Raw genomic sequence first — 24647 nt, 5'->3', positions numbered from 1 at the left:
TTCGGTCCGTCCGCCGCACTCTCCCGATCTTCCCCTCATCAGGAGTAGACGTGAACCGTCTCCACCTCCGGCGTGCCGCGGCCCTCACCGCCGGCGCGCTGATCGGCCTCGCCGGCGTCGCCACCGTCGCCAGCCCGGCCCTGGCCCACCACCCCATCCCGTCGGGCACGTACTGCGCGGCCAAGGACGGCAAGGTCACCGTCAACTGGTCGGTCCTCAACAGCGAGACCGACATCACCGGCACCATCACGAAGCTCGGGTCCACCGTGCCCGGTGACATCACCGGTGGGCTGGCGCTGAACGCGACCCTGCCGAAGCAGGGCGACGGTCCGCTGACCGGCACCCAGACCCACACCTTCGAGGGTGCCCTGCCGGAGCTGAAGCTCACCGTCGAGGCGCGCTGGGAGCGCGGGGACCGGATCATCACCGAGGAGCGCAGCGTCGTCGCGCAGCCCACTCAGGACTGCGGCCCGGGCGAATCCCCGTCGCCGTCGCCCACCTCGCCGTCGCCGAGCGCCACGCCGGAGCCGAGCAAGTCGCCGGAGACCACCCCGTCGCCGTCCGCCCCGGCCTCCAGCCCGGCGAGCCCGTCGGCGACGCCGTCGGTCCCGGCCGAGCCGGAGGAGCCGGTGTTCCGGCTGGAGCAGACCTGCGACAAGATGACCTTCATCGTGGAGAACCCGGCGAAGGGCGTCCCCTTCACCGCCACGCTGACCACCGAGAAGGGCGTCACCAAGAAGCTCGTCTCCGAGCCGGGCAAGACCGTCTCGGTCAGCTTCGACGCGTACAAGGGCCTGAAGGTCACGGTCAAGTACGACGTGGTCGAGGGCTCCGAGACCATCCCGTACACCCAGCCGAAGGACTGCGCGGGCGAGGGTGGCGGCCTGCCGGTCACCGGTCCGGCCGCCGGCGCGATCGTGGGTGGCGCGGCCGCGCTGCTCGCCGCCGGTGCGGTGCTCTTCGTGGTGGCCCGCCGTCGTCGGATCCGCTTCACCGCCTGATCCCGCATCGATCGCCCGAGGGCGCGTCGACCACCCGGTCGGCGCGCCCTCGGCGCGTCCCGCGCTGATCGACTCCGCTTTGCGGCAGGTCGTGTCCTCGAAGCGGCGTGACGGCACGACCTGCGGCAGACCGGGTCGATCATCGCGCCGGCAAGGGCGTCAGCCCTTTTCGAGGTACTCCGCGCGTTCCTCGTCGACCAGGGCGGCGACCGAGGCGGCCAGGGCCGGGTGCCGGGTCAGCTCCGGGTCCTCCTCGACCAGGGTGATCGCCTCGGCCCGGGCGTCCCGGATCAGGTCGGTGTCCCGCAGCAGCGACAGCAGCCGCAGGTGCGAGCGGCGCCCGGACTGGGTCGCGCCCAGCACGTCACCCTCCCGGCGCTGCTCCAGGTCGAGCTCGGCGAGCTTGAAGCCGTCCGTGGTGGAGGCCACCGCGTCGAGGCGCTCCCGGGCGGACGAGCCCTCCGCCGCCTCGCTGACCAGCAGGCAGAGGCCGGCGGCCGAGCCCCGGCCCACGCGCCCACGCAGCTGGTGCAGCTGGGAGACGCCGAACCGGTCGGCGTCCAGCACGATCATCACGGTGGCGTTGGGCACGTTGACGCCCACCTCGACCACCGTGGTGGCCACCAGCACGTCCAGGTCACCGGCGGCGAAGGAGCGCATCACCGCGTCCTTCTCGTCGGCCGGCAACCGCCCGTGCAGCACCCCGATCCGCAGCCCGTGCAGCGGCCCCTCGGCGAGCAGCGGCGCCACCTCGGTCACCGCGAGCGGCGGCCGCCGGCCGGTGTCGTCCTCGCGGGGCGGTTCCTCCTCCGAAGCTGGGCCTTCGCCGATGCGCGGGCACACCACGTACGCCTGGTGGCCGGCGGCGACCTCCTCGCGCAGCCGGCGCCAGGCCCGGTCGAGAAAGGCCGGCTTCTCGGCGGCCGGCACCACGTGCGAGGCGATCGGCGACCGGCCCTGCGGCAGCTGGGACAGGGTGGAGATCTCCAGGTCGCCGTAGACGGTCATGGCGACCGTGCGGGGGATCGGGGTGGCGGTCATCACCAGCACATGCGGCGGCTGCTCGGCCTTGGCACGCAGCGCGTCCCGCTGCTCCACGCCGAAGCGGTGCTGCTCGTCGACGACCACCAGGCCCAGGTCGCGGAAGTCGACCCCCTCGTAGAGCAGGGCGTGGGTGCCGAGCACGATGCCCGCCCGGCCCTCGGCGACCTCCGCGAGGGCCCGCCGCCGGGCCGCCGCGCCGAGCGAGCCGGTGACCAGCTCCACCCGGGTGGCGTCGTCGGCCGCGCCCAGCTCGCCGGCCTGGGCGAGGGGGCCGAGCAGTTCGAGGATGCCCCGGTAGTGCTGGGCGGCGAGCACCTCGGTGGGGGCGAGCAGGGCCGCCTGCCCACCGGCGTCGACCACCTGGAGCATGGCGCGCAACGCCACCACCGTCTTTCCGGAACCCACCTCGCCCTGGAGCAGCCGGTGCATCGGGTGCGCGGTGGCCAGGTCGGCGGCGATCTCCCGGCCCACGGTCTGCTGGCCGGGGGTCAGCTCGTACGGCAGCCGGGCGTCGAACGCGGCGAGCATTGCCCCCTCGCGCGGCGGCCGGGCCTTCGCCGGCCAGTCGGCGGCCCGGTGCTTGCGCTGCACCAGGGTGAGCTGCACGGCGAACGCCTCGTCCCACTTGAGCCGGCGCCGGGCCCGGTAGAGCGCCTCCTTGCTGGACGGTCGGTGGATCTCGTGCAGCGCGGCGCCGATGTCGGCCAGGTTGCGGCTGGCCCGGACGGTGGCCGGCAGCGGGTCCTCCGGCGGGGTGAAGGTGTCCAGCACCACCCGGACGCAGCGGGCGATCACCCAGGTCGGCACCGCCGCCGCGGCCGGGTAGACCGGGATCAGCGCCCCGGCGAACTCCTCGACCTCCTCGTTGGCCGCCGCCTCGCCGTCGCCGCCCTCGCCGAGCAGCACATATTCCGGGCCGTTGAGCTGCCGCTTGCCCCGGAACTCGGTGACCTTGCCGGCGAACAGCCCCCACCGGCCGGGCCGCAGGTCGCGCTCCCGCCAGGTCTGGTTGCCGAAGAAGGTGAGGGTGAGCAGGCCGCCGGAGCCGTCGCCGACGGTCACCTCCAGCAGGTTGCCGCGCCGCTGGCGCATCGGCCGGACCGCGGTGCGCTGCACCTGGGCCAGCACGGTGACCTGCTCCCCCACGTCCAGCGAGCGGATGTCGGTGTGCTCGCCGCGCTCGTCGTAGCGGCGCGGGAAGTGGTAGATCAGGTCGCCGGCGGTGTGCAGGTCGAGGTGGCTCGCCAGCGCCTTGGCGGTGCGCTCCCCGACCAGCTTCTTCAGCGGCGTGTCCACCGTGGTCGGCTCGCTCGTCATTCGACCCCCAGCAGGAGCGGATAGTGCGGCTGGCCGCCCTCGTACGCCTGCACCTCGACGAACGGCCAGGAGCGTTCGACGTGCTCGCGCACCCGGTCGGCCAGCCCCTCCGGGGCGTCCGCCCCGCAGAGCAGGGTGACCAGCTCGCCGCCACCGCCGAGCATCCGGTCGACGACGGCGGTGCAGGTGTCGAGCAGGTCGGCGCCGATCAGGTGCACCTCCCCCTCGACCAGGGCCAGCACGTCGCCCGGCCGGCACGGCCCGGCCACGGTGAGCGCCTCCCTGCTGGCGTGGCAGACCTCGGCGTACCGGCAGGCGCCGGCCGCCTCCGCCATCGCGATGACGTCGTCCTCGAAGCGCCGTTTCGGGTCGCGGACGGCCAGGGCGGCGAGGGCCTGCACGGGTGACCGGGTGGGCACCACGCTCACCTTGACGCCGAGCCCGTGTGCCTCCCTGGCGGCGGCGCTGGCCACCGACTGGGTGTTGGGGTCGTTGGGCAGCACCACCACCCGGGCCGCCCCGGTGGCGCGGATCGCGTCGAGCAGCTCGCCGGTGGACGGGTTGGCCGGCACCACGGTGGCGCCCTCGGCGGCGAACAGCTCGGCGATGCCGGCGCCGGTGGCCACCACCACGGCGGCCCGGCCGTCCGGGAGCGGGGCGGCTGCGGGCGCGGCCGCCTGGTCGGCGAACCGGGTCACCGTGATCCGGTGCGGCCGACCGGCCGCCACGCCGGCCTCGATCGCCGCGCCGACGTCGTTCACGTGCACGTGCACGTTCCAGGTGGCCTGGCCGGTGCTGCCGTCGCCGACGATCACCAGCGAGTCGCCGAGCGCGTCCAGCTCGCCGCGCAGCCGGGCCACCGCCGCGTCGGTGGCGTCGAGCAGGTACTGCACCTCGTAGGCGTACGCGGCGGAGCCGGTCTCCCGGACCGCGGTGGCGGGTGGCCGGGTGGCGGGCGCCGGCTCGGCCGCCGGCCGGGGGCTCTCCCCGGTGACCACCTCGACCAGCGCGTCCAGCAGCAGGCAGAGGCCGCGCCCGCCGGCGTCGACCACGCCGGCCCGGGCCAGCGCCGGCAACTGCTCGGGGGTACGCGCCAGGGCGCGCGCCGCCCCGCCCGCGGCGGCCCGGGCCACCGCCCGCAGGTCGTCGCTGTCCGCCTGCTCGGCGGCGCGGGCCGCGGCGGCGGCCACGGTGAGCAGGGTGCCCTCGACCGGGTGGGCGACCGCGGCGTACGCGGCGGTGGCCGCGCCGGCCAGCGCGGTGGCGAGCTGCCGGCCCCGGACGGCCGGGGCACCGGCGAGCGCGTCGGCGAAGCCGCGCAGGATCTGCGACAGGATCACCCCGGAGTTGCCCCGCGCCCCGAGCAGGGCGCCCCGCGCCATCAGCCGCAGCGCGTGCCCGTGCGGGGTGTGCCCGTCGTCGGGGAGGGTGCCCAGGTCCATGGCGAGGGCCTGGTGGGCGGAGGTGAGGGTGAGCACCAGGTTGGTGCCGGTGTCCCCGTCCGGGACCGGGTAGACGTTGAGGTCGTCGATCTCGCCCTGGTGCCGTTGCAGGACGGCCAGCCCGCTCGCGCACCAGCGGCGCACCGCGGCGGCGTCGAGGGTGTCCAGCACGTCCGGAAGCCTACTGGCGCGCACCGACACACGCCGGGGTCGCCCGGCCCGCGTCGGCGTGTCCGAGGTCCCGGGTGGGCGGCGGCGCGCCCTCTCCGGCCGGTACGCTGGCCGGGTTCCCATCCGCTCGGCCCGTCCGACGCCGCGCGGCGGCTTGGAGCCGCCGTCCGGGGCCGGTTGGGCGTACCGGCATGTCATCGGGTAACCTGGCCAGGTTGCCCGGGCAGCGCCTGGCGGCGACCTCATGAACGTTTCAAACCCAGGAGTATCCCGTGGCTAGCGTGTGCGACGTCTGTGGCAAGGGGCCGGGCTTCGGCCACAACGTGTCCCACTCGCACCGGCGGACCAACCGCCGCTGGAACCCGAACATCCAGTCGGTGCGTACCCCGGCCGGTGGCGGCACCACCAAGAAGATGCAGGTCTGCACCTCGTGCATCAAGGCCGGCAAGGTCACCCGCGCCTGACGCGGTAACGCCACTCAGCATTCGTCGGTTGCCGGCGGACCCGATCGGTCCGCCGGCTTCTGTCGTGTCCGAAAGCCGGAGCCGTCGGGTGGCCGACCGCCCGACGACCGGTGGTGCGCGGCGCGGTTAGGGTCGTGCTGCGCCGGCCGTCCGGTTCGGCGCCGACGGCGCGTGGGGAGAACGACCGGTGGACCTGGACCTGGGTCGCGACGAGATGGTGGTGGTCGGCGCGTCGTTCGGCTCGCTGCGCTGGTTCAACGACCGTCTTCCGGCAGGCAGCGTCGTCCTCGTCGAGGAGCCCGACGTGATCCGCCGCCGCGGCCTGGAGCGGTTCTGCGCCAGGCTGCCGCTGGTCTCCCGGCTGGTCCCGGCCCGATACCAGACCGGCCTCGACGTCGACGCCCTCCTCGCCCGGGAGCCCGGACTGTCCACCGCCCGGCTGGTCATGCCCGGCCTGGAGTACGCGGTGGGCGCCACCGCCCGGCTGGCCGAGCGGCTCGGCCTGCCCGGCGCCGGGGTGGCGGCGGCGGACATCTTCGCCGACAAGCACCGGATGCGGCTGCTGGCCGACGACGCCGGGCTGGCCAACCCGGCGTACGAGCTGGTCGACGACCCGGCCCGGGCCGAGGAGTTCGCCCGCCGGAACGGCGGCCGATGTGTGCTCAAGCCCACCCGCCGCTCCGGCAGCCTCGGCGTGCAGCTGGTCGGCGACCCGGCGGAGATCGCCTCGGGGTGGGCGGCCAGCGCCGCCCCGCCCGAGCCGGACGAGGCCACCGAGCGCGGCCTGCCCACCGAGGTGCTCGTCGAGCAGCTGCTGGCCGGCTCGGAGCACAGCGTCGAGCTGCTGGTCGCCGACGGCGAGACGATCTTCGCCAACGTCACGGACAAGCGGATCGTCGGTGGCCGGTATCCCGTCGAGTCCGGGCACACCGTGCCGTCCGCGCTGCCGGAGCCGACGCGCCGGGCGCTGCGCGAGGCGGCCGTACGGCTCGCGGCGGCGGCCGGCTTCCGCAGCGGGATGCTGCACAGCGAGTGGATCCTCGCCGACGGGGTGCCGACGCTGGTGGAGTGCGCCGGCCGGATGCCCGGCGACATGATCACCGCGCTGATCTCGATCGCCTACGAGTGGGACGTCATCACGGCGTACCTGATGGTGCTGCGCGGCGAGCGCCCGCCGGCGCCGCCGGCCCGGCCAACCGGTGCCGCGGCGGTCGAGTTCCTGGTCGCCCCGCCCGGCCGGGTGACCGCGGTGGACGGGCGACGGGCCGCGCTGCGGGTGCCGGGTGTGCTCGACGTACGGGTCGACGTGGCGGTCGGTGCCACCACGCCGGCGGTGATCTCCTCGGCGCACCGCAGCGGCCACGTGCTGGCCTGGGGCGGCGATCCGGCCGAGGCGGAGAGCGTGGCCCGCAAGGCCGCCGACCAGATCCGGTTCACCGTCGCCTGATCCGCCCCGGCCGGACGGCCGCCGGCGGGTCGGACGTCAGAGGGTGCGGCCGAACGAGAGGCAGCCCGGGGCGTCCTTGTAGAAGCCGAAGTTCGGGATCCGCTCGTAGCCGGCCGAGGTGTACATCTTGATCGCCTCAGGCTGCCGGTCGCCGCACTCCAGGATGATCCGCTTGCGGCCCTGCTCGCGCGCCGACTCCTCCACCGCCGCCAGCACCGTGCGGGCGACGCCCCGCCCGCGGGCGACCGGCGCGGTGTACATCCGCTTCAGCTCGGCGGTCTCGCCGTCGTCGCCGTGGCTGCGCCAGCCGCCGCAGCCCACGGGCTGGCCGTCGAGGTAGGCGACCAGGAACGCGCCGTCGGGAAGCTCGAACTGCGCCGGGTCGACCGGGGTGTCGTCGCCGCTGCCGCCGTACCGCTCGCCCAGATCGGCCAGGGCCGCCCGGACCAACGCCTGCGACTCGGGCGCGGCGAAGTGCCGCGCCTGGATCTCGATCTCACTCACGGCATGAAGGGTACGACCGGTTCCGGGCCCGCCCGGGTGCCTCCCGCCCGGGTCGGGCCCAGATCACTCCGCCCGGCGGAAGTGGTCCCAGCCGGCGGGACCCGTGTACTTCGCGCCGTCCACGGTCACCCCGGCGCCCTCGGTCACCCGCCCGACCGGCCGCCACCCGGACGGCAGCGTCGCGGCCGCCGGGAAGGTCGCCGCCAGGGCGTGGTCGTCGCCCCCACCCAGGATCCAGGAGTACGGGTCGACGCCGAGCGCCTGCGCCGCGTCGCGCATCTGCCGGGGCACCTCGAACGCGTCCCGGGTCACGTCGATCGCCACCCCGCTGGCCCTCGCCACGTGCCCCAGGTCGGCCAGCAGGCCGTCGGACACGTCGATCATGGCGGTGGCGCCGGCCCGGGCCGCCTCGGGGCCGGCCGGATACGGCACCTCGGGGCGGCGGAACGCCTCGACCAGCAGCCGGGGCGTCCGGAAGCCCCGGGACAGCACGGTGTAGCCGGCCGCCGCCCAGCCGGTCCGCCCGGCGAGCGCCACCACGTCCCCGGGGCGGGCCCCGGAGCGGACCACCGGCGGCCGGCCATCCAGGTCGCCCAGGGCGGTCACCGCGATGGTCAGCGTCGGGCTGGCCGACATGTCGCCGCCGACCACACTCGCGCCGACCAGGGCCGCCTCGGCACCGAGCCCGTCGGCCAGCTCCTCGGCCCAGGCGGTGTCCAACTCCGCCGGCATACAGAGGGCGACCAGCAGGGCGGTGGGGGTGGCGCCCATGGCCGCGATGTCGGCCAGGTTGGCCGCCGCCGCCCGGTGGCCCACGTCCCGCGCCCCGGACCAGTCCCGTCGGAAGTGCCGCCCCTCGACCAGCACGTCGGTGGAGGCGACCACCCGCCGGTCCGGCGCGGCGACCACCGCCGCGTCGTCACCGGGGCCGAGCAGGACGCTCTCCCCGTACGTCAACCGGGCGGTCACCCGGTCGATCAGCCCGAACTCCCCCACACCCGCGACCGTCATCCCGTCCCCTCGTCGCGCTCGTTCGTCACCGCGGTTTCGCCACCACGACCCGGCGTGCGCTCGCTCACCGCGTCCAGCCGACCACCGATAGGGATCAGGCCAGCTCCGTAAGGTAGTTTCACCCATCGGGCCGCCGAGGCGGCGACGGACGGAGGTCGAGTCGTGGTACAGGCGTACATCCTCATCCAGACCGAGGTCGGCCGGGCGCGTGACGTGGCCGGGCAGATCTCGGACCTTGCCGGCGTGGTACGGGTCGACGCCGTCACCGGGCCGTACGACGTGGTCGTCCTCACCGAGGCGAACACCGTCGACGAGCTCGGCAAACTCATCGTCAGCAAGGTGCAGATGGTGCCCGGCATCACCCGCACCCTCACGTGTTCGGTGGTACGGCTGTAAGTGGACGAGATCACTCCCTCCCCCGCTCCCGACGAGTCGCGCCCTGCCGGGCCGCGGCGCGACCGGTCGACCCGCGGCGCCGCGCTCTGGGCGACCCTGATCGCGGTGCCGGTCACCGTGGCGGTCGCCGGTTTCACCTTCGTCAAGCTCGCCCCGCAGGAGCCGGCCGCCGCGCCCAGCGCCTCGGCCAGCGCGTCCCGACCGCAGTCGACCACCCCGGTCGAGATGCCCGCGCCGGCCCTGGCGGAACGGCCCGCCGTGGTGTGCCGCGCCCTGGTCTCCCAGCTCCCCGACAGCGTGCGGGACCTGAAGCAGCGAGCGGTCACCGCCGGCGCCGAGCAGAACGCCGCGTACGGCGATCCGGCGCTGACCGTGACCTGCGGGGCGAAGGCGCCGGTCAAGCCGTGCCCATCGCCCACCGCCGGCGGCCGTCTGCCCGAGGGCTGCTTCCCCGACACCGACGAGGTGTGGTCGGTCAACAAGGTCTGCTGGCACCCGACGCAGGAGGCCGACGCGACCGTGCTGACCGCCGTCGATCGGGAGATCCCGATCCAGGTCCGGGTGCCCAAGGAGTACGCGCAGCCCCTCCAGTGGGTCACCCCGATCTCCGACGCCATCGTCTCGGCCGTCCCGTCGGCCAAGACCGCCCCCGCGGGCTGCTCCGTCTGACCTCCGTCGCCCCCGCCGGGCACTGATTCACGGAAAGAGTGGCCATTCCCGCTCGGGAGGCCACTCTTTCCGTGAATCAGGGCGAATCTTGTGCGGCGCGGGCGGGCGCGGGGCGAGGCGGTCAGCGGCCGGCGCGCCGGAGGGCGGTGCGGATGAGGCGGTTGACCAGCTTCGGATACTCCAGGCCGCTGGCGGTCCACATCCGGGGAAACATCGACGTGGGCGTCATACCGGGCATGGTGTTGATCTCGTTGAGGTAGACGTCCAGCTCCGGGGTGACGAAGAAGTCGACCCGGGCCAGGCCGGAGCAGTCCAGCGCGGTGAACGCGCGGTCGGCGTACTCCTGCACCTGTCGGGTCACCCGCTCCGGCAGGTTCGCCGGGATGTCGTACTCGCACGCGTCGTCGATGTACTTGGCCTCGAAGTCGTACCAGTCGTGGCCGGAGATCACCCGCACCTCGGCCAGCACGGACGCCTCGGGCGCGCCGCCGGCCTCGCCCTCCAGCACACCGCACTCGATCTCGCGGCCGACGATCGCGCCCTCGACGAGCACCTTGGTGTCGATCTCGCGGGCGGTGGCCACCGCCGCGTCGAGCTGGGACCAGTCGTCGACCTTGGTGATGCCGAAGGAGGAACCGGCCCGGGACGGCTTCACGAAGACCGGCAGGCCGAGGCGCTCCTTGTCCTCCTCGGTCATCGTCATCCCGTTGCGCAGCACCACATACGGGCCGACCGGGATGCCCTCGGCGGCGCAGAGCTTCTTGGTGAACTCCTTGTCCATGGCCGCCGCGGAGGCGAAGACGTTCGCCCCGACGTACGGGATGTCGGCCATCTCCAGCATCCCCTGGATGGTGCCGTCCTCGCCGTACGCGCCGTGCAGCACGGGGAAGACCACGTCCACGTCGGCGAGGGCCCGGGGACCCTGCGCCGGGTCGAGCACCATGAGGCCGCCCGCCGCCGGGTCGGCGCGCAGCACCAGCTCGGCGCCGGAACCGGAGGTGATCTCCGGGAGCTTGCGGTCCTGGATGGCGAGCAGGCCGGGGTCGCCGCTGGCCAGCACCCACTGGCCCTGCCGGGTGATCCCGACCGGCACCACCTCGAACTCGTCCGGGTCCAGGGCGCCCAGCACACTGCCGGCGCTGACGCAGGAGATGCCGTGCTCGGGGCTGCGGCCACCGAAGACGATCGCCACACGGGTCTTGCCTGGGGTGGTCACTGGTAGGTCACCTCTTCGTTCGCGACTGCGGCCGGCCGTGCTCGCCCGTGGCGCTCACCCGGTTGACCTTACTGTGCGTGGCGAGCACCGGCAGCCGATACCCGGGGACATGGGCATCGACGCGCAACCGGTCAACGAGCCATATACGGGGAGTAACTGCCCAGCGGTGGTCGTCGGCCCTGACTAGGGTGGCCCCGCAGAGCGGGAGGTGGAGCACGGACACCAGGGACCGGGGCGTCGAGCGGGCGCAGGCACTGCTGGACGTCGGGCGTTGGCAGGACGCCTTCGCCACGCTGACCGGCGTGCTGCGGGCCCACCCGCACGACGTCGAGGCGCTCTGCCTGCTGGCGAGATGCCATCAGCTGGCCGGAGATCCGGCCGGGACGCTGGCGGCCACCGAGCGGGCGCTGGCCGTCGCCCCGGACCACGAGTGGGCGCTGCGCCTGCGCAGCCGGGCGTTGAGCGGGCTCGGACGCCCCCGGGCGGCCGTACGCGCCGCACGGGCCGCCGTCGCCGCCGCGCCCGGCGAGTGGCGGACCCACGCGACGCTGGCCGAGGCGCTGGTGCAGCGCCCGGGTGTGTGGTGGGCGGTGGCGGCGCGGCTCGCTACCGACGCGGTGCTGCGGCTGGCCCCCGAGGAGGCGGACGCGCACGTGGTGGACGCCCAGGTGTGCCTGCGGACCGGAGAGCTCGCCGCCGCCCGGCGCGCCTGCCGGCGCGCGCTGGAGCGGGACCCGGAGAACCGGGCGGCCCTGCACAACCTGGCCCTGACCGACCTGAGCCTGGAGCGGGTGGGCAACGCCGCCCGGGGATTCAGCGCCGCGCTCGCCGTCGCCCCGGACGACCGGCTGACCGGGACGGCGCACGGCGGCGGCGCCCGGGCGGTGCTGTGGCGTCTCTTCGACGCGCTCGCCGTCGCCACCCTGCTCCACTTCGCGTTCTTCTCGGCCGCCACGGGTCTGCTCGGATCGCGGTGGCGACCGGTCGCCCTCGCCTCGGCGGTGGCCGTCCTGGCCGGCTTCGGCCTGCTGTGCCGACGGGCCTGGCGCAGCCAGCCACGGGCGGTCCGGTGGCGGTTGCGCGCCGAATGGCAACGGTCCGGGGTGGCCCTGTGGCCGGTGGCGGTGGTGGCCGCCGTGGTGGCGATGGCCATGGACGCGTACCGGCCGGCGCCGGACACCCTCGCCGACGAGCTGCGGCTGCTCGGGCTGCTGGTCGTCGGCGTCACCCTCGTCGTGCGGCTGGTGCACCTGCTGCTCCGGCGGGCACGGATCGTGCTGGTGCGGTCCGGGTACCGGGCCGCGCTCGGCCTGCACCGGGGCTGGGCCCGGCTCCGTACGGGAGGTGGCCGCGCGGCGCCGGCGGGCGGAGGGTGAGCCGAGCGCAGCGGCGGCGCACTACGCTGCTCGTGCTATGAGCGCCGATCCCCTCATCGACAGCCTGAGCGCCGCCCTCGACGCCCGCCCGGACGACCTGCCGCTGCGGCTGCACCTGGCCGGGCTGCTGCTCGACGGCGGCCGAGGTGCGGAGGCCATCGCGCACGTCGGGCAGGCGCTCGCCCGGGACCCGGGCAACGCGCAGGCCCAGGCCCTGATGCAGCGGGCCCTCGGCGGCCCTGTACCGGAGCCGTCCCCGCCCCCGGCGCAGCGGCCGGCGCCGCACGGGCCGCCCGGCGACGACCCGCTCGCCGCGTACGCCCAGGAGCTGGCGGACGTGGTGCCGCCGCGCTTCGCCCCGGCCGGCGACGAGCCGGAACCGGTCCGCGGCGAGGCCGACCGGGTGTACGACGTGGAGTCCTCCTCGGTCCGGCTGACCGACGTGGGCGGCATGTCGGCGGTGAAGGAGCGCCTGGAGCTGGCCTTCCTGGGTCCGCTGCGCAACCCGGAGCTGCGCCGGATGTACGGCAAGAGCCTGCGCGGCGGGCTGATGCTCTACGGCCCGCCCGGCTGCGGCAAGACCTTCCTGGCCCGGGCGGTGGCCGGCGAGATGGGGGCGAAGTTCCTCTCGCTGTCCATCGTGGATGTGCTGGACATGTGGCTGGGCAACTCCGAGCGGAACCTGCACGAGCTGTTCCAGGCGGCCCGGCGGAACGCCCCCTGCGTGCTCTTCCTCGACGAGATCGACGCCCTGGGCCACAAGCGCTCGCAGGTCTCGTCGAGTTCGATGCGGACCGTGGGCAACCAGCTGCTGGCCGAGCTGGACGGCATGGAGGGCGACAACGAGGGCGTCTTCGTGCTGGCCGCGACGAACACCCCGTGGGACGTCGACCCGGCACTGCGCCGGCCGGGACGGCTGGACCGGATGGTGCTGGTGCTGCCGCCGGACGCCGAGGCCAGGGCCGCGATCCTGGCGTACCACCTGCGCGAGCGCCCGATCGCCAACATCGACCTGCGCCGGGTGGTCGCCGCGACCGAGGACTTCTCCGGCGCCGACCTGGCCCACCTCTGCGAGACCGCGGCCGAGTTCGCGATGGCCGACTCGGTACGCACCGGCGAGGTCCGGATGATCGAGCAGCGGGACCTGGAGCGGGCGCTGAAGGAGGTCCGCCCGTCGACCCGGCCGTGGCTGTCGACCGCCCGCAACGTGGCCATGTTCGCCAACGAGGGCGGCGTCTACGACGACCTGGTCGGGTACCTGAAGCGGCGCCGGCTGCTGTGAGGCCGGGCGGCCGGTGGCGGGACCTGCCCGGCCGGGTTCAGCCGGCGACCAGCGGACCGGTGGCCGAGCCCGCCTGCACGGCCTCCAACGCCGCGATGGCCACCCCGCGCGCGCCGGCCATGTCCCGGTCGGGCACGAGGGCGAAGGTGGCCACCGCGGCCTGCTCGGCCCGGAGCACGGTGTGCTCCCGCACGGTGGCCAGGAACCAGTCGCGGAACTCGGGCGCCGCCTCCACCACCCCACCCCCGACGAAGTACGCGTGCGGGTCGGTGAAGTTCGCCGCGATCGTGAAGAGCCGTCCCAGGGCCGCCGCCTGCTGGGCGAAGACCTGCCGGGCCAGTGTGTCGCCCCGCTCGCCGTAGCCGCGGACCAGCTTGGCCGCCCGGCGCGGCTGCTCCGCCGCCAGCGGGTGCCCCGGGAACCGGGCCAGCCAGTACGGCAGCAGGTTCCGCTCGATCCCGGTCAGCGAGGCGACGCTCTCCGCGTCCCCGCTGAAGCCGCAGGCGCAGGTGGGTACCGGCTGGTCCGGCCCGAGCAGCCCGTCCAGCGGGATGTGCACGTGCCCGAACTCCCCGGCCATCCCGGCCGCGCCGCCGACCACCCGGCCGGCCTCCACCACGCCCCCGCCGAGCCCGGTGCCGACGATGGCGGCGACCGAGGACCGGCGCATGGCGTCGGCTCCGAAGTGGACGTGGTGCGCGTAGAGGGCGGCGGCGTTGCCGTCGTTGGCGTAGACCACCGGCAGTCCCAGCCGCCGTTCCAGCGCGCCCCGGACGTCGTACCCGTGCCAGGCGGGCTGGGAGAAGTTGGTGGAGCCGCGCGAGGAGATGACTCCGGTGGCGCTGGCCGGACCGGGGGTGTCCAGCCCGACCGCGCGGACCAACTCCCGGGGCACCCCGGTCAGCGCCAGCACCCCGTCGAACGCCCGGGCCAGGGCCTCGATCGCCGCCTCCGGGCCGGCCCGCACCTCGCTCGGAATCTCCACCAGCCCGTCCACCAGGAACCGGCCGTCCACCGTCAGGACAGTGGCGTTGTTGCTGTTCCCACCGTTGTCCAGCCCCACCACCACCGGCACACCCGTGCTGCCCACGGCCACCCCTCCCACCGAGCCTGACCTGAGGCTAGTTCGGTGTTCACCGGCCCGCCATGCGCCGGACGGCTGCCCACGGTCAGGCCGGCTTGCGGGCGGTCACCGCGGTGGCGTCCAGGTCGTCGTCGTGCGCCAGCGTCGGCACCAGGCCGGCACGTTCCAGCACGGCACAGAGCGTCTCGGCCTGGCCGACGCTGACCTCCACCGCGAGGTGCCCGCCCGGGGCCAGCCACTCGGCCGCGCCGGCCGCCACCCGGCGCAGCACGGCCAGCCCGTCCAGCCCGCCGTCCAGGGCCACCGGGGCCTCGTACAGCCGCGCCTCCGGCGGCAGCAGCGCCACCGCGTCGCTCGGCACGTAGGGGGCGTTCGCCACCACCAGATCCAGCCGGCCCCGCCACTGCGTGGGCACCGGCGCGAACAGGTCGCCCTGGTAGACCGGTACGCCGAGCGGGGCCAGGTTGCGCCGGGCGCAGGCCACGGCGGCCGGGTCGACGTCGGCCGCGGCCAGCCAGCGCGGCGCGAGCCGATCGTGCAGCACCAGCGCGGCGGCGCCGGAACCGCAGCAGAGGTCCAGCACGGCCGGCGTCGGACCGACGACCGCCGCGGCGGCGGCGACCAGCAGGGCGGTACGCCCGCGGGGCACGAACACCCCGGGGTCGACGGCGACCCGGAGGCCGCAGAACTCGGCCCAGCCGAGCAGGTGTTCCAGCGGTCGGCCGGCCACCCGCCGGTCGACCAGGTCGGTGAGGGTCGCGGCCGAGTCGGCGGCGGCGATCAGCAGGTCCGCCTCGTCCTCGGCGTAGACGCAACCGGCGGCGCGCAGCCGCTGGACGAGGGCGGAACGGTCGGCGTGCAACAGTGCCATGGGGATGCCTTTCGGGAACGCTCGTCGGCGCTCCCGGCGTCGCCTAAGCCTCGGGCGACGCGGACTCGGAGGGAGCGCCGGTCCTTTGCTGGTGGATCGGTCTCACCTCCTCCGGTCGGGGCCCGTACGGGCCGTTGCTGACGGTCACCCTAACGGAGCCGCCGCCGTCCGGCCGCCCCGGTGTCGGGCCCGGCGTCAGTCGGCGCTGGCGTCCAGCGCGGCGACCACGTCGGCCACCAGGTCCGCGCCGTCCTCGATGCCGCAGGAGAGGCGGACGAAGCCGGGGGCGGTGTCGTCGCCCCACTGGGCCCGCCGGTCCGCGGTGGTGTGCAGCCCACCGAACGAGGTGGCGGCCGCGACCAGCCGGGACGCGTCGAGGAAGCGGGCCACCCGGGCGGCGTCGCCCAGGTCGAAGGAGAGCACCCCGGGCATCCGGCGCATCTGCGCCGAGGCGACCGGGTACGCCGGGTCGGCCGGCAGGCCGGGCCAGCGCAGCCCGGTCACGTCCGGACGGTCGGCGAGCAGCCGGGCGAGCGCCTCGGCGTTGGCGGTCTGCCGGGCCAGCCGCAGGTCCACGGTCGCCAACGAGCGGTGCGCCAGCCAGCAGTCGAACGCCCCGGGCACGCCGCCGGTGGTGGTCCGCCAGGCGGTCACCGGGTCGAGCAGCTCGGGCGAGCGGGTCGCCACGTACCCGAGCAGCAGGTCGGAGTGGCCGGTGAGCGCCTTGGTGCCGGAGGCGACCACCACGTCGGCGCCCAGCTCCAGCGGGCGCTGCCCGAGCGGGGTGGCGGTGGTGTTGTCCACCGCGACGAGGGCCCCGGCGGCGTGCGCGGCGGCGGTGAGCGCCGGCAGGTCGGCCACGTCCAGGCCCGGGTTCGCTGGGGTCTCCAGCAGCACCAGCCGTACGTCGTCGAACGACGGGTACGGCCCGGCGGTGGGCACGAAACCGACGCGTACCCCGATGCCCGCCAGGGTGGCGGTGGCGAAGGCGCGGACCGGGAAGTAGCCGTCGGCGGGGAGCAGCACGGTGTCGCCGGGGCGCAGCAGCGCCAGCAGCAGGCCGGTGATGGCCGCCTGGCCGCTGGCGAAGACCCGGCAGTCCCCGCCCTCCAGCTCGCCGATGGCGGCCTCCAGCAGCCGCCGGGTCGGGTTGTCCGGCCGGCCGTACCCGTTGGGCGTCGCCGCCGGCCCCTGCCACGGGTCGAGGTGGTAGGGCGCGGCGAAGACCGGGCCGGGCAGGAACGGCTGTCCCGGCTCCGGCGCCGGGAGCCCGGCGTGGACGCTGCGGGTGCCGTCGCCCCACTCGGTCATCGTCGCCTCACTCGTACGACTCGGGCTTGGCGGTCCGGCTCATCAGTGCGTCCACGGCGAGCCGCGGGTCCATCCCCTCGTGGCAGATGCGCTCGATCTGCTCGGTGATCGGCATCTCCACGCCGTTCGCCCGAGCCAGGTCCCGGATGGACAGGCAGCTCTTCACGCCCTCGGCGGTCTGCCGGGTGGCCGCCTGCGCCTGTTCCAGGGTTTCCCCCCGGCCCAGGTGCTCGCCGAAGGTGCGGTTGCGGGCCAGTGGCGAGGAGCAGGAGGCGACCAGGTCGCCCATGCCGGCCAGCCCGGCGAAGGTGATCGGGTCGGCGCCGAGCGCCACGCCCAGCCGGGCGGTCTCGGCGAGGCCTCGGGTCATCAGCATGGCCCGGGTGTTGTCGCCGAACCCCATCGCGGTGGCGATCCCGTACGCCAGGGCGATCACGTTCTTGACCGCCCCGCCGAGCTCGCAGCCGATCACGTCGTCGTTCGTGTACGGGCGGAAGTACGGCGTCCGGATCGACGACTGGACCAGGGCGGTGCGCCGGCTGTCGGTGCCGGCGACCACGGTCGCGGCGGGCTGCTCGGCGGCGATCTCCGGGGCCAGGTTGGGGCCGGAGACGACGACCACCCGGTCGGCGGGCACCCCGGCGGTCTCCATGATCACCTGGCTCATCCGCTTGGTGGTGCCGAGCTCGATGCCCTTCATCAGCGACACCAGCGTGGCGTCGGGGTCCAGGTACGGGGTCCAGTCGGCGAGGTTGCCCCGCAACGTCTGGGAGGGCACGGAGAGCACCACCACCTCGGCCCCGGCGATCGCCTCCTCGGCGTCCCCGGTCGCGGTGACCCGGTCGGGCAGGCGCACGTCCGAGAGGTAGTCCGGGTTGCGACGGCTGGTCCGGATCGCGTCGGCCAGCGCCCGCCGCCGGGCCAGGATGGTCACGTCCCGGCCGGCATCGGCGAGGATCTTGGCGAACGCCGTACCCCAGGAACCGGCGCCGAGCACGGCGACGTGGCCGGTCATTCGCTCACCTCGGGCGTACGGGTGCGGGCGGGACGCGCCCAGAGCGGCGGTGGGGTGCCGCCGCGGATCTCGGCGACCAGGTCACGGATCCGCAGCATGATGGTGTCGGTCATCTCCTCGAGGACGGCCCGGGACGGGGTGGCGCCGGCCCAGCGGGTCAGGTCCACCGGCGGCCCGGCGACCACCGTGACCGGGGTCCGGGGGCGCAGCCGCAGCCGTGAGGTCTTCGGGTCGAACATCCGCTCCGGCCCCACCATCGCGACCGGGATCACCGGGGCGCCGGTGGCCAGCGCCAGCCGGGCCGCACCCGTCTTGCCCTTCATCGGCCAGAGGTCCGGTTCCCGGGTGATCGTCCCCTCCGGGTAGATCACCACCGCGCCGCCCGCGTTCACCGCCTCGACCAGCTTGTCCAGCGACTTGACCGCGTCGACCGTGCCGCGCTCCACCGGGATCTGCCGGCACCGGTAGAGGATCGAGCCGATCACCGGCACCCGGAACACGCTGACCTTGCCGAGGAACTGCGGCCAGCGTCCGGAGTCGTAGATGAAGTGCGCGGAGACCAGCGGGTCCGCGTGCGAGATGTGGTTGGGCACGATGATGACGCCGCCGTCCCGGCGCAGCTGCTCCATGCCCCGCCAGGTACGCCGGGTCCAGACGGTCAGCACCGGCTTCACCAGCACCACGGCTAACCGTGGCCAGAATCCCACCTTCCGCCGCGCCACCTGCGTCCCCTCCTCGTGCCCCGACCACGCGCCCACGTCCCGCGACGAAATCATGCCTGCTCGCCCCGGGTCCGGCCAGTGAGGGTACCGCCGCCCGACTGGCAGGATGGTCACGTGCCCGAGCCGAGCTGGACCGTGGTGGTGCCGGTGAAGCGCCTCGGGGCGGCGAAGAGCCGCCTGCGGGGCGCGCTCTCCGGCGTACCCCATGAGGAGCTGGCGCTCGCCCTGGCGGCCGACACGGTCCGCGCGGTGCGGGCCTGCCCGGCGGTGGCCGAGGTGCTGGTGGTCACCGACGACCCCCGGGTGGCGGCGGAGGTCACCGCGGCCGGCGCCCGGGCCGTGCCGGACCCGGCGGGCGGATTGAACGCCGCCTTCCGGCACGGCGCGACGGTCGCCGGGCCGCGCGCCGCGGTGGCCGGCCTCACCGCCGACCTGCCGGCGCTGCGCCCGGCCGAGCTGGCCGGGGCGTTGCGGGCCGTCCCCACCGGCCCGCCGGGGGTACGCGGGTTCGTGGCCGACGCCCCGGGCAGCGGCACCGTGCTGCTCGCCGCGCCGGCCGGGGTACCGCTGGATCCCCGCTTCGGGGTGGGCTCCGCCGCGGCGCACGCGGCCGGCGGGGCGCGGCCGCTGCGCGGCGACTGGCCCACCCTGCGGCGGGACGTGGACACCGCCGCCGACCTGGCCGCCGCCGCCCGGCTGGGCCTGGGTCCGCGCACCGCCGCGCTGCTCGGCGCCCGCACGGCCGCCACCCCCGGCTGACCGGTCCCGGGCGGGCGCCACCGGGCGGCTGCGGGATCCGCTACGGTGCTGGCATGCAGGGCACGGTGGCCACCTACGACGCGTCGACCCGCAGCGGCGTGCTGCTCCTCGACGACGGCACCGAGCTGCCCTTCCCGGCCCGTGCCTTCGACGCCTCCGGGCTGCGGCTCCTCCGGCTCGGGCAGCGGGTCCGGATCGAGCGGGACGCCGCCGGCGAGGTCGTCCGGGTGACTTTGCCGACCATGTCCTGATCGACCTGCCCCGAGTTCATTTTCTGTTCACCGATGTCGGGGAATCATGAGGTGGTGAGCACCCCTCGCGAGCACCCCGAGAGTCCGCCGCACCTCCTGCACCCGACCGCGCCCCGTAACGGCGCCCCGACCCGGGGCAGCGACGGCCGGTTCCGCCGGATCCGCTCCCCGGAGGAGAACCTCGGCGCCGAGTCGGCCGCGCCCGATTCCGCCGGCCTGGAGGAGTCACTCGACCCGGTGGAGGGCCCGGGCCCCGGGCCGGACGTCGCGCCGCCGGCCGCGCAGACGCTGCCCGAGGACCGCTTCCTCAACCGCGAGCTCTCCTGGCTCGACTTCAACGCCCGGGTGCTGGCGCTCGCCGAGGACCCCCGCACCCCGCTGCTGGAGCGGGCCAAGTTCCTGGCCATCTTCGCCAGCAACCTCGACGAGTTCTACATGGTCCGGGTGGCCGGGCTGAAGCGCCGGCTCTCCGCCGGCCTGCCGGTCCGCGGTGGCGACCGGCTGCCGCTGCGGACCCAGCTGGAGCTGATCGCGGAGAAGACCGCCGACCTGGTGGCCCGGCACGCCGCCTGCTTCGTCGACGACGTGCTGCCCAAGCTCGCCGAGGAGGACATCCGGATCCTGCGCTGGAGCGACCTGGACGACGCCGAGCGGGAGCGGCTGCGCACCTGGTTCCGGGAGCACATCTTCCCGGTGCTCACCCCGCTCGCGGTCGACCCGGCGCACCCGTTCCCGTACATCTCGGGGCGGTCGCTGAACCTGGCCGTGTCGGTGCGCGACCCGGACGGCGGCCCGGAGCTGTTCGCCCGGGTCAAGGTGCCGAACAACGTGCCCCGGTTCGTCCGGGTGGCCCGCAACCAGCCGGGGGCGCGCTTCCTGCCGGTGGAAGACCTCATCTCGGTGCACCTGGGGCAGCTCTTCTCCGGCATGCAGGTGGTCGAGTGCCACCTGTTCCGGGTCACCCGCAACGCCGAGGTGGAGGTCGACGAGGACCGCGACGAGGACCTGCTCCAGGCCCTCGAACGGGAGCTGGCCCGGCGCCGGTTCGGCCCGCCGGTCCGGCTGGAGGTGGCCGCCTCCATCTCCGACCACATGCTGGAGCTGCTCGTCCGCGAGCTGGACATGGACGGCCAGGACGTGCTCCGGGTCCGTGGCCTGCTCGACCTCTCCGCGCTCTGGCAGGTGTACGGCGAGGCCGACCGCCCGGACCTCGCGGATCCGCCGTTCGTGCCGGCCACCCATCCGCGGCTGACCGAGGGCGAGGTGCCGCGCAGCGTCTTCGCCACGCTGCGGGACGGGGACGTGCTGGTGCACCACCCGTACCACTCGTTCGCGACCAGCGTGCAGCGCTTCATCGAGCAGGCCGCCGCCGACCCGAACGTGTTGGCCATCAAGCAGACCCTCTACCGCACCAGCGGCGACTCCCCGATCGTCGACGCCCTGGTTGACGCGGCCGCCGCCGGCAAGCAGGTGGTGGTGCTGGTGGAGCTGAAGGCGCGCTTCGACGAGGTGGCGAACATCGGTTGGGCCCGCACCCTGGAGCGCGCCGGCTGCCACGTGGTCTACGGCCTGGTGGGGCTGAAGACGCACTGCAAGACCGCCCTGGTGGTGCGCCAGGAGGGCAACCAGATCCGGCGCTACTGCCACATCGGCACCGGCAACTACCACCCGAAGACCGCCCGGCTCTACGAGGACTTCGGCATGCTCACCGCCGACCCGGAGATCGGCGCCGACCTGACCGACCTGTTCAACGTGCTCACCGGCTACAGCCGGCAGACCGCGTACCGGCGGCTGCTGGTGGCCCCGCAGGGCATCCGGCGCGGCCTGATCGAACGGATCGAGCGGGAGGTCGAACACGTCCGGCTCGGCGTGCCGGGCCTCGTCCAGTTCAAGGTGAACGCGCTGGTCGACGAGGAGATCACCGACGCGCTCTACCGCGCGTCCCGGGCCGGTGTCCACGTCGACCTGCTGATCCGGGGCATGTGCACGCTGCGGCCCGGGGTGCCGGGGCTGTCGGAGAACATCCGGGTCCGCTCGATCCTCGGCCGGTTCCTGGAGCACTCCCGCATCTTCCGGTTCGGCAACAACGGCGACGCCGAGTTCTGGATGGGCTCGGCGGACCTGATGCACCGCAACCTGGACCGCCGGGTGGAGGCGCTGGTGCAGGTGAGCGACCCGGTGGCCCGGGCCGAGCTGGACCACGTGCTGTCCGCCGCGTTCGGTCCCGAGGTGGACGCGTTCGAGCTGGCCGGGGACGGTACCTGGCACCGACGTACCGGGACGGACGAGGCGCCGCTGGCGCGCCTGCAGGAGCTGCTGCTGCGCCGGGTGGGCGGGACGGCCGGCTGACCGGCCCCGCACGGCTTACGGTGAGCCGATGACGGACGACGAGCCAGGGCGGATCCGGGCGGCGGGCGGGGTGGCCTGGCGCCCCGCCGCCACGGGCGTCGAGGTCTGCCTCGTGCACCGTCCCCGGTACGGCGACTGGTCGCTGCCGAAGGGCAAGCTGGACTCCGGCGAACACCCGCTGCGGGCCGCCGTCCGGGAGATCGCCGAGGAGACCGACGTACGAGCGGTGCCGCAGGTGCGCCTGCCCACCGTCCACTACCGCAGCGAGGGCCGACCGAAGGTGGTCGACCACTGGTCGATGCGGGCGGTGGCGACCGGCGGCTTCCAGCCGGACACCGAGGTCGACGAGGTCCGCTGGCTCCCCGTCGACGCCGCGGTACGCCTGGTCAGCTATCCGCACGACGCCGAGGTGCTCGCCGCGTTCGCGGCGCTGCCGCCGGTGACCGGCACCGTGCTGCTGGTCCGGCACGCGCACGCCGGCAAGCGGGGCACCTGGACCGCCCCGGACACCGGCCGGCCGCTGGACGCCGAGGGCTGGGCGCAGGCGCGGGCCCTGGCCGAGCTGGTCGCCCTCATCCGCCCGGTACGCCTGCTCTCCGCCTCGGCCCGCCGCTGCCTGCAGACCCTCGACCCGGCGGCCGCCCTGCTGGACCTGCCGATCGAGGTGGTCGGTGACTTCGACGAGCCGCGGCCGGGCCAGCAGCAGGAGGAGTGCGCGCTGGCCGGGGCGGCCCGGCTGACCGAGCTGGGCGCCACCGGTGACCCGGTGGCGGTGTGCAGCCAGGGCAAGGTGATCCCGGGCATGCTGGAGCGGCTGACCGGCCGCACCGACGACTTCACCACCGCGAAGGGCGGCGGTTGGCTGCTCGCCTTCGCCGGCGACCGCCTGCTCGCCGCCGACCGCTTGTGAGGACGGGCCCCTTCTTGACGCGCTTCCCGCTGATGAGGGTGGGTCAGGGCAGGGTGAGGGTCACCGCGACCGGCAGGTGGTCGCTGGCGGTGCTGCGCGGCGCCGCCACGTCAGCTGCGGTGAGGCCGGGTGAGACGAAGACGTGGTCGATCTGCTCGCGCGGGTGGTCGGCCGGGCTGGTCGGCAGCGGCCGGGCGGCGGCCAGCGCGTCCAGCAGGCCGGCCGTGGTGAACGCGGCGAACGCCGGGTCGTCCGGCTCGGTGTTCAGGTCGCCGGCCAGCACCAGCGGGCGGCCGGCCGCGTACCCGACGGCGAAGGCGGCGACCTCGCGGGCCTGCGCCACCGGCCCCTGCCCGGGCGGCGGTTGCAGGTGCGTGGCGACCACGGCGAGGTCCCGGCCCCCGAGGTCGAGCGTGACGCCGAGGGCCTGCGCCCCGGTGGGCGCGCCGTGCGCGGCGAGCGGCCGGCTCCGCCCGGACCGCACCGGGTACCGGCTCAGCACCGCGTCGCCCCACACCGGATCGGCGGCCGGCGCGAAGACGTACGGCATCCGCAGCCGCCGCGCCAGCAGGGCGAGGGTGTCGTGGCCGCCGTTGAGCAGCCAGCCCCGGTCCACCTCGCTGAGCAGCACCACGTCCGGGCGGGCGCGCCGGACCACCCGGGCCACCGCGTCGAGGTCGAGCCGGCCGTCCAGCCCGAACCCCATCCGGATGTTGTACGCCACCACCCGTACCGCCGCCGGTGGGGTGGCGGGCGGCGCCGGCGGCTGCTCCGGCCGGGGCACCTCGCCCGCCACCCCGGCCAGCACCGCGAGCACGACGGCCGCCGCGCGCCGGGCGTATCCGGTCAGGACGGGGTCGGGTGGAACCGGTCCGGTGACGGCGAGCGCGGCGATCAGCACGGCCGTCCCCACCGGCACCCAGCCGTTGGGGTAACCCAGGTCGTAGGCCGCGTAGTAGGCGACGGAGGCGACGGCGAAGAGCAACATCCCGCCGACCGCCGCGTAGCCGCGCCGCGCGGCACCGTTGCCGGACACACGGGACGACGCGGCGTCGGTCCGGGCAAGGCAGCCGCCAAGGCCGACGGCGGCGAGCAGGTAGGCCCAGCCCAGCCAGCCGGGCCGGTCGGTGGCGAAGAGCACCGCCCCCGCGAGCAGGGTTGCGGGCCAGACCACCCGCCCGAGCCGGGCGGGTGCCCGGGTGAGCGCGGTCACCAGGAACAACCCGACCGCGACCGCCGGGAGCACCGAGGGGGAGTCGGCAGGCGGGATTGCGAGGCCGGGAAAATGGGACGTGCCGTACCCGTAGGAGTGCGAGGCGCTCCAGAGGGCCGGGGCCAGCGCCAGTTGACCGGCGATGAGCAGCGCCGGACCGACGAGCAGCCAGGCCCGCGCCCCCGTTCGGCCAATGGCCGGCCCGGGTTCGCCGGGCCGGGGTCGGGCCGCCGCCGACGCCGCCAGGAACGCCAGGACCAGCGGGACGCTCAACGTCCAGCCGAGCACGTCGCCCCGCCAGACCAGGTCCTCGGTGGCGAGCAGGGCGTGGCCCACGGCGGCGACGGCCAGGCCGAGCGCCAGACCGGGCACCGGCCGGTCGACCCGGGCGGCGGTGGCGGTGAGCCAGACCAGGCCGGCGAGCAGCCCGGCGCAGGCCAGCCAGAGCTGCGGTCGTCCGCCGGGGCCGGCGGTCAGGGCGAGCCGCGCCGCGGCCAGCAGCCCGGCCGCCACCAGGCCGACCGGGCCGGCGCCGAGGCGGCGGACCAGTGCCGGGGCGGTTAGAGCGAGCAGGAACCAGGAGAGCGCGAAGGCGCCGAGGAGTTCGGCCGGGGTCTCGGCCGCCCGGCCGAAGATGGTGATGATCGACGGCAGCCAGACCCGCAGCACGTCCAGCAGGACCACCACGCCGAGCGCGAGCGCGACGGTGGGGAGGTGACGGTGCCGCACGGGCGCCTCTTCTCGTGACCGACAGGGGTGTTCGGCACGGCGATTCTGCGGGGGCACCCGCGGACCGGTCAACGCGTACCCACGAGAAAAGGC

The 24647-nt window shown here is 75.2% G+C and carries 22 protein-coding genes; 11 read left to right on the top strand and 11 right to left on the bottom strand.

Annotated elements, in window-relative coordinates; all coding sequences use genetic code 11:
- Positions 1-50 precede the first annotated feature (50 nt).
- The gene (locus ACZ6S5_RS06525) at positions 51-1001 is read left to right on the top strand and encodes a cell wall anchor protein (protein ID WP_465998401.1); all 951 of its coding nucleotides are present in this window, start codon (positions 51-53) and stop codon (positions 999-1001) included.
- Between the two features lie 159 nt (positions 1002-1160).
- Here ACZ6S5_RS06525 and recG read toward each other — a convergent pair whose 3' ends face one another.
- Both recG and ACZ6S5_RS06515 read right to left on the bottom strand, forming a co-directional pair.
- On the bottom strand, positions 1161-3362 hold the full coding sequence (gene recG, locus ACZ6S5_RS06520; RefSeq protein ID WP_465998399.1) for an ATP-dependent DNA helicase RecG: 2202 nt from the start codon (positions 3360-3362) through the stop codon (positions 1161-1163).
- Entirely contained in the window at positions 3359-4975 is a 1617-nt protein-coding gene (locus tag ACZ6S5_RS06515) for a DAK2 domain-containing protein (protein ID WP_465998397.1), read from the bottom strand. Before ACZ6S5_RS06515 ends, recG begins: the two co-directional genes overlap by 4 nt.
- Positions 4976-5247: 272 nt before the next feature.
- On the opposite strand from ACZ6S5_RS06515, the gene rpmB reads away from it, so the two are divergent.
- On the top strand, positions 5248-5439 hold the full coding sequence (gene rpmB / locus ACZ6S5_RS06510; protein WP_073832489.1) for a 50S ribosomal protein L28: 192 nt from the start codon (positions 5248-5250) through the stop codon (positions 5437-5439).
- Positions 5440-5626: 187 nt separating this feature from the next.
- Positions 5627-6886: an ATP-grasp domain-containing protein gene (locus ACZ6S5_RS06505; RefSeq protein ID WP_465998395.1), complete on the top strand. Its 1260-nt coding sequence runs from the start codon at positions 5627-5629 to the stop codon at positions 6884-6886.
- A 36-nt stretch (positions 6887-6922) separates the two neighbouring features.
- Here ACZ6S5_RS06505 and ACZ6S5_RS06500 read toward each other — a convergent pair whose 3' ends face one another.
- Both ACZ6S5_RS06500 and ACZ6S5_RS06495 read right to left on the bottom strand, forming a co-directional pair.
- The gene (locus tag ACZ6S5_RS06500; RefSeq protein WP_465998393.1) at positions 6923-7390 is read right to left on the bottom strand and encodes a GNAT family N-acetyltransferase; all 468 of its coding nucleotides are present in this window, start codon (positions 7388-7390) and stop codon (positions 6923-6925) included.
- A gap of 63 nt (positions 7391-7453) precedes the next feature.
- Positions 7454-8401 carry a thiamine-phosphate kinase gene (locus ACZ6S5_RS06495; protein WP_465998391.1) on the bottom strand — a complete coding sequence of 316 codons (948 nt, stop codon included), beginning with the start codon at positions 8399-8401 and terminating at the stop codon, positions 7454-7456.
- Between the two features lie 162 nt (positions 8402-8563).
- Between ACZ6S5_RS06495 and ACZ6S5_RS06490 the strand changes: the two genes are divergently transcribed.
- Together ACZ6S5_RS06490 and ACZ6S5_RS06485 are read left to right on the top strand one after the other, a co-directional pair.
- The gene (locus ACZ6S5_RS06490) at positions 8564-8797 is read left to right on the top strand and encodes an Lrp/AsnC ligand binding domain-containing protein (RefSeq protein ID WP_073832485.1); all 234 of its coding nucleotides are present in this window, start codon (positions 8564-8566) and stop codon (positions 8795-8797) included.
- On the top strand, positions 8798-9466 hold the full coding sequence (locus ACZ6S5_RS06485) for a DUF3515 family protein (protein ID WP_465998389.1): 669 nt from the start codon (positions 8798-8800) through the stop codon (positions 9464-9466). It begins immediately after the preceding gene.
- A 121-nt stretch (positions 9467-9587) separates the two neighbouring features.
- On the opposite strand, the gene ACZ6S5_RS06480 is transcribed toward ACZ6S5_RS06485, so the two are convergent.
- Positions 9588-10682, bottom strand: coding sequence for a D-alanine--D-alanine ligase family protein (locus ACZ6S5_RS06480; RefSeq protein ID WP_465998387.1), 1095 nt, complete (start codon positions 10680-10682; stop codon positions 9588-9590).
- A 188-nt stretch (positions 10683-10870) separates the two neighbouring features.
- On the opposite strand from ACZ6S5_RS06480, the gene ACZ6S5_RS06475 reads away from it, so the two are divergent.
- A complete protein-coding gene (locus ACZ6S5_RS06475; RefSeq protein WP_465998385.1) occupies positions 10871-12058 on the top strand; it encodes a tetratricopeptide repeat protein in 1188 nt (395 codons plus the stop codon).
- Between the two features lie 37 nt (positions 12059-12095).
- The gene (locus tag ACZ6S5_RS06470) at positions 12096-13340 is read left to right on the top strand and encodes an ATP-binding protein (protein ID WP_465998383.1); all 1245 of its coding nucleotides are present in this window, start codon (positions 12096-12098) and stop codon (positions 13338-13340) included.
- Positions 13341-13377: 37 nt separating this feature from the next.
- On the opposite strand, the gene ACZ6S5_RS06465 is transcribed toward ACZ6S5_RS06470, so the two are convergent.
- The 5 genes from ACZ6S5_RS06465 to ACZ6S5_RS06445 all read right to left on the bottom strand — a co-directional run bounded on the left by ACZ6S5_RS06465 (position 13378) and on the right by ACZ6S5_RS06445 (position 18343).
- A complete protein-coding gene (locus tag ACZ6S5_RS06465) occupies positions 13378-14430 on the bottom strand; it encodes an ROK family protein (protein ID WP_465998381.1) in 1053 nt (350 codons plus the stop codon).
- Positions 14431-14509: 79 nt separating this feature from the next.
- Positions 14510-15295, bottom strand: a complete 786-nt coding sequence (locus ACZ6S5_RS06460; protein WP_465998379.1) for a putative protein N(5)-glutamine methyltransferase — start codon at positions 15293-15295, stop codon at positions 14510-14512.
- Between the two features lie 195 nt (positions 15296-15490).
- Positions 15491-16606: a cystathionine gamma-lyase gene (locus tag ACZ6S5_RS06455; RefSeq protein WP_465998377.1), complete on the bottom strand. Its 1116-nt coding sequence runs from the start codon at positions 16604-16606 to the stop codon at positions 15491-15493.
- A 7-nt stretch (positions 16607-16613) separates the two neighbouring features.
- Positions 16614-17621: an NAD(P)H-dependent glycerol-3-phosphate dehydrogenase gene (locus ACZ6S5_RS06450; protein ID WP_465998375.1), complete on the bottom strand. Its 1008-nt coding sequence runs from the start codon at positions 17619-17621 to the stop codon at positions 16614-16616.
- Positions 17618-18343: a lysophospholipid acyltransferase family protein gene (locus tag ACZ6S5_RS06445; protein ID WP_465998675.1), complete on the bottom strand. Its 726-nt coding sequence runs from the start codon at positions 18341-18343 to the stop codon at positions 17618-17620. Before ACZ6S5_RS06445 ends, ACZ6S5_RS06450 begins: the two co-directional genes overlap by 4 nt.
- A 114-nt stretch (positions 18344-18457) precedes the next feature.
- On the opposite strand from ACZ6S5_RS06445, the gene cofC reads away from it, so the two are divergent.
- From cofC to ACZ6S5_RS06425, 4 genes are read left to right on the top strand one after another with little or no spacing between them, the layout of a single operon-like run.
- Positions 18458-19102: a 2-phospho-L-lactate guanylyltransferase gene (gene cofC, locus ACZ6S5_RS06440; RefSeq protein WP_465998373.1), complete on the top strand. Its 645-nt coding sequence runs from the start codon at positions 18458-18460 to the stop codon at positions 19100-19102.
- Positions 19103-19155: 53 nt separating this feature from the next.
- Positions 19156-19353, top strand: a complete 198-nt coding sequence (locus tag ACZ6S5_RS06435) for a cold-shock protein (protein WP_265008045.1) — start codon at positions 19156-19158, stop codon at positions 19351-19353.
- Between the two features lie 54 nt (positions 19354-19407).
- The gene (locus tag ACZ6S5_RS06430; protein WP_465998371.1) at positions 19408-21702 is read left to right on the top strand and encodes an RNA degradosome polyphosphate kinase; all 2295 of its coding nucleotides are present in this window, start codon (positions 19408-19410) and stop codon (positions 21700-21702) included.
- A gap of 28 nt (positions 21703-21730) precedes the next feature.
- Positions 21731-22612: an NUDIX hydrolase gene (locus ACZ6S5_RS06425; RefSeq protein ID WP_465998369.1), complete on the top strand. Its 882-nt coding sequence runs from the start codon at positions 21731-21733 to the stop codon at positions 22610-22612.
- A 43-nt stretch (positions 22613-22655) separates the two neighbouring features.
- Here the strand turns inward: ACZ6S5_RS06425 and ACZ6S5_RS06420 are convergent, their stop codons facing one another.
- Entirely contained in the window at positions 22656-24554 is a 1899-nt protein-coding gene (locus ACZ6S5_RS06420) for an endonuclease/exonuclease/phosphatase family protein (protein ID WP_465998367.1), read from the bottom strand.
- Positions 24555-24647 lie beyond the last annotated feature (93 nt).

The organism is Micromonospora sp. NPDC051924 (genome assembly GCF_055586005.1).
Note: the sequence above shows the minus strand (reverse complement) of the source record. Positions and strands in the feature narration are given on the sequence as shown.

Excerpts from the sequence above, each read along its gene's own strand:
- recG (WP_465998399.1), bottom strand. The coding sequence starts at position 3,362 with ATGACGAGCGAGCCGACCACGGTGGACACGCCGCTGAAGAAGCTGGTC.
- ACZ6S5_RS06495 (WP_465998391.1), bottom strand. The coding sequence starts at position 8,401 with ATGACGGTCGCGGGTGTGGGGGAGTTCGGGCTGATCGACCGGGTGACC.
- ACZ6S5_RS06470 (WP_465998383.1), top strand. The coding sequence starts at position 12,096 with ATGAGCGCCGATCCCCTCATCGACAGCCTGAGCGCCGCCCTCGACGCC.
- ACZ6S5_RS06460 (WP_465998379.1), bottom strand. The coding sequence starts at position 15,295 with ATGGCACTGTTGCACGCCGACCGTTCCGCCCTCGTCCAGCGGCTGCGC.
- ACZ6S5_RS06455 (WP_465998377.1), bottom strand. The coding sequence starts at position 16,606 with ATGACCGAGTGGGGCGACGGCACCCGCAGCGTCCACGCCGGGCTCCCG.
- ACZ6S5_RS06450 (WP_465998375.1), bottom strand. The coding sequence starts at position 17,621 with ATGACCGGCCACGTCGCCGTGCTCGGCGCCGGTTCCTGGGGTACGGCG.
- ACZ6S5_RS06435 (WP_265008045.1), top strand. The coding sequence starts at position 19,156 with ATGCAGGGCACGGTGGCCACCTACGACGCGTCGACCCGCAGCGGCGTG.
- ACZ6S5_RS06425 (WP_465998369.1), top strand. The coding sequence starts at position 21,731 with ATGACGGACGACGAGCCAGGGCGGATCCGGGCGGCGGGCGGGGTGGCC.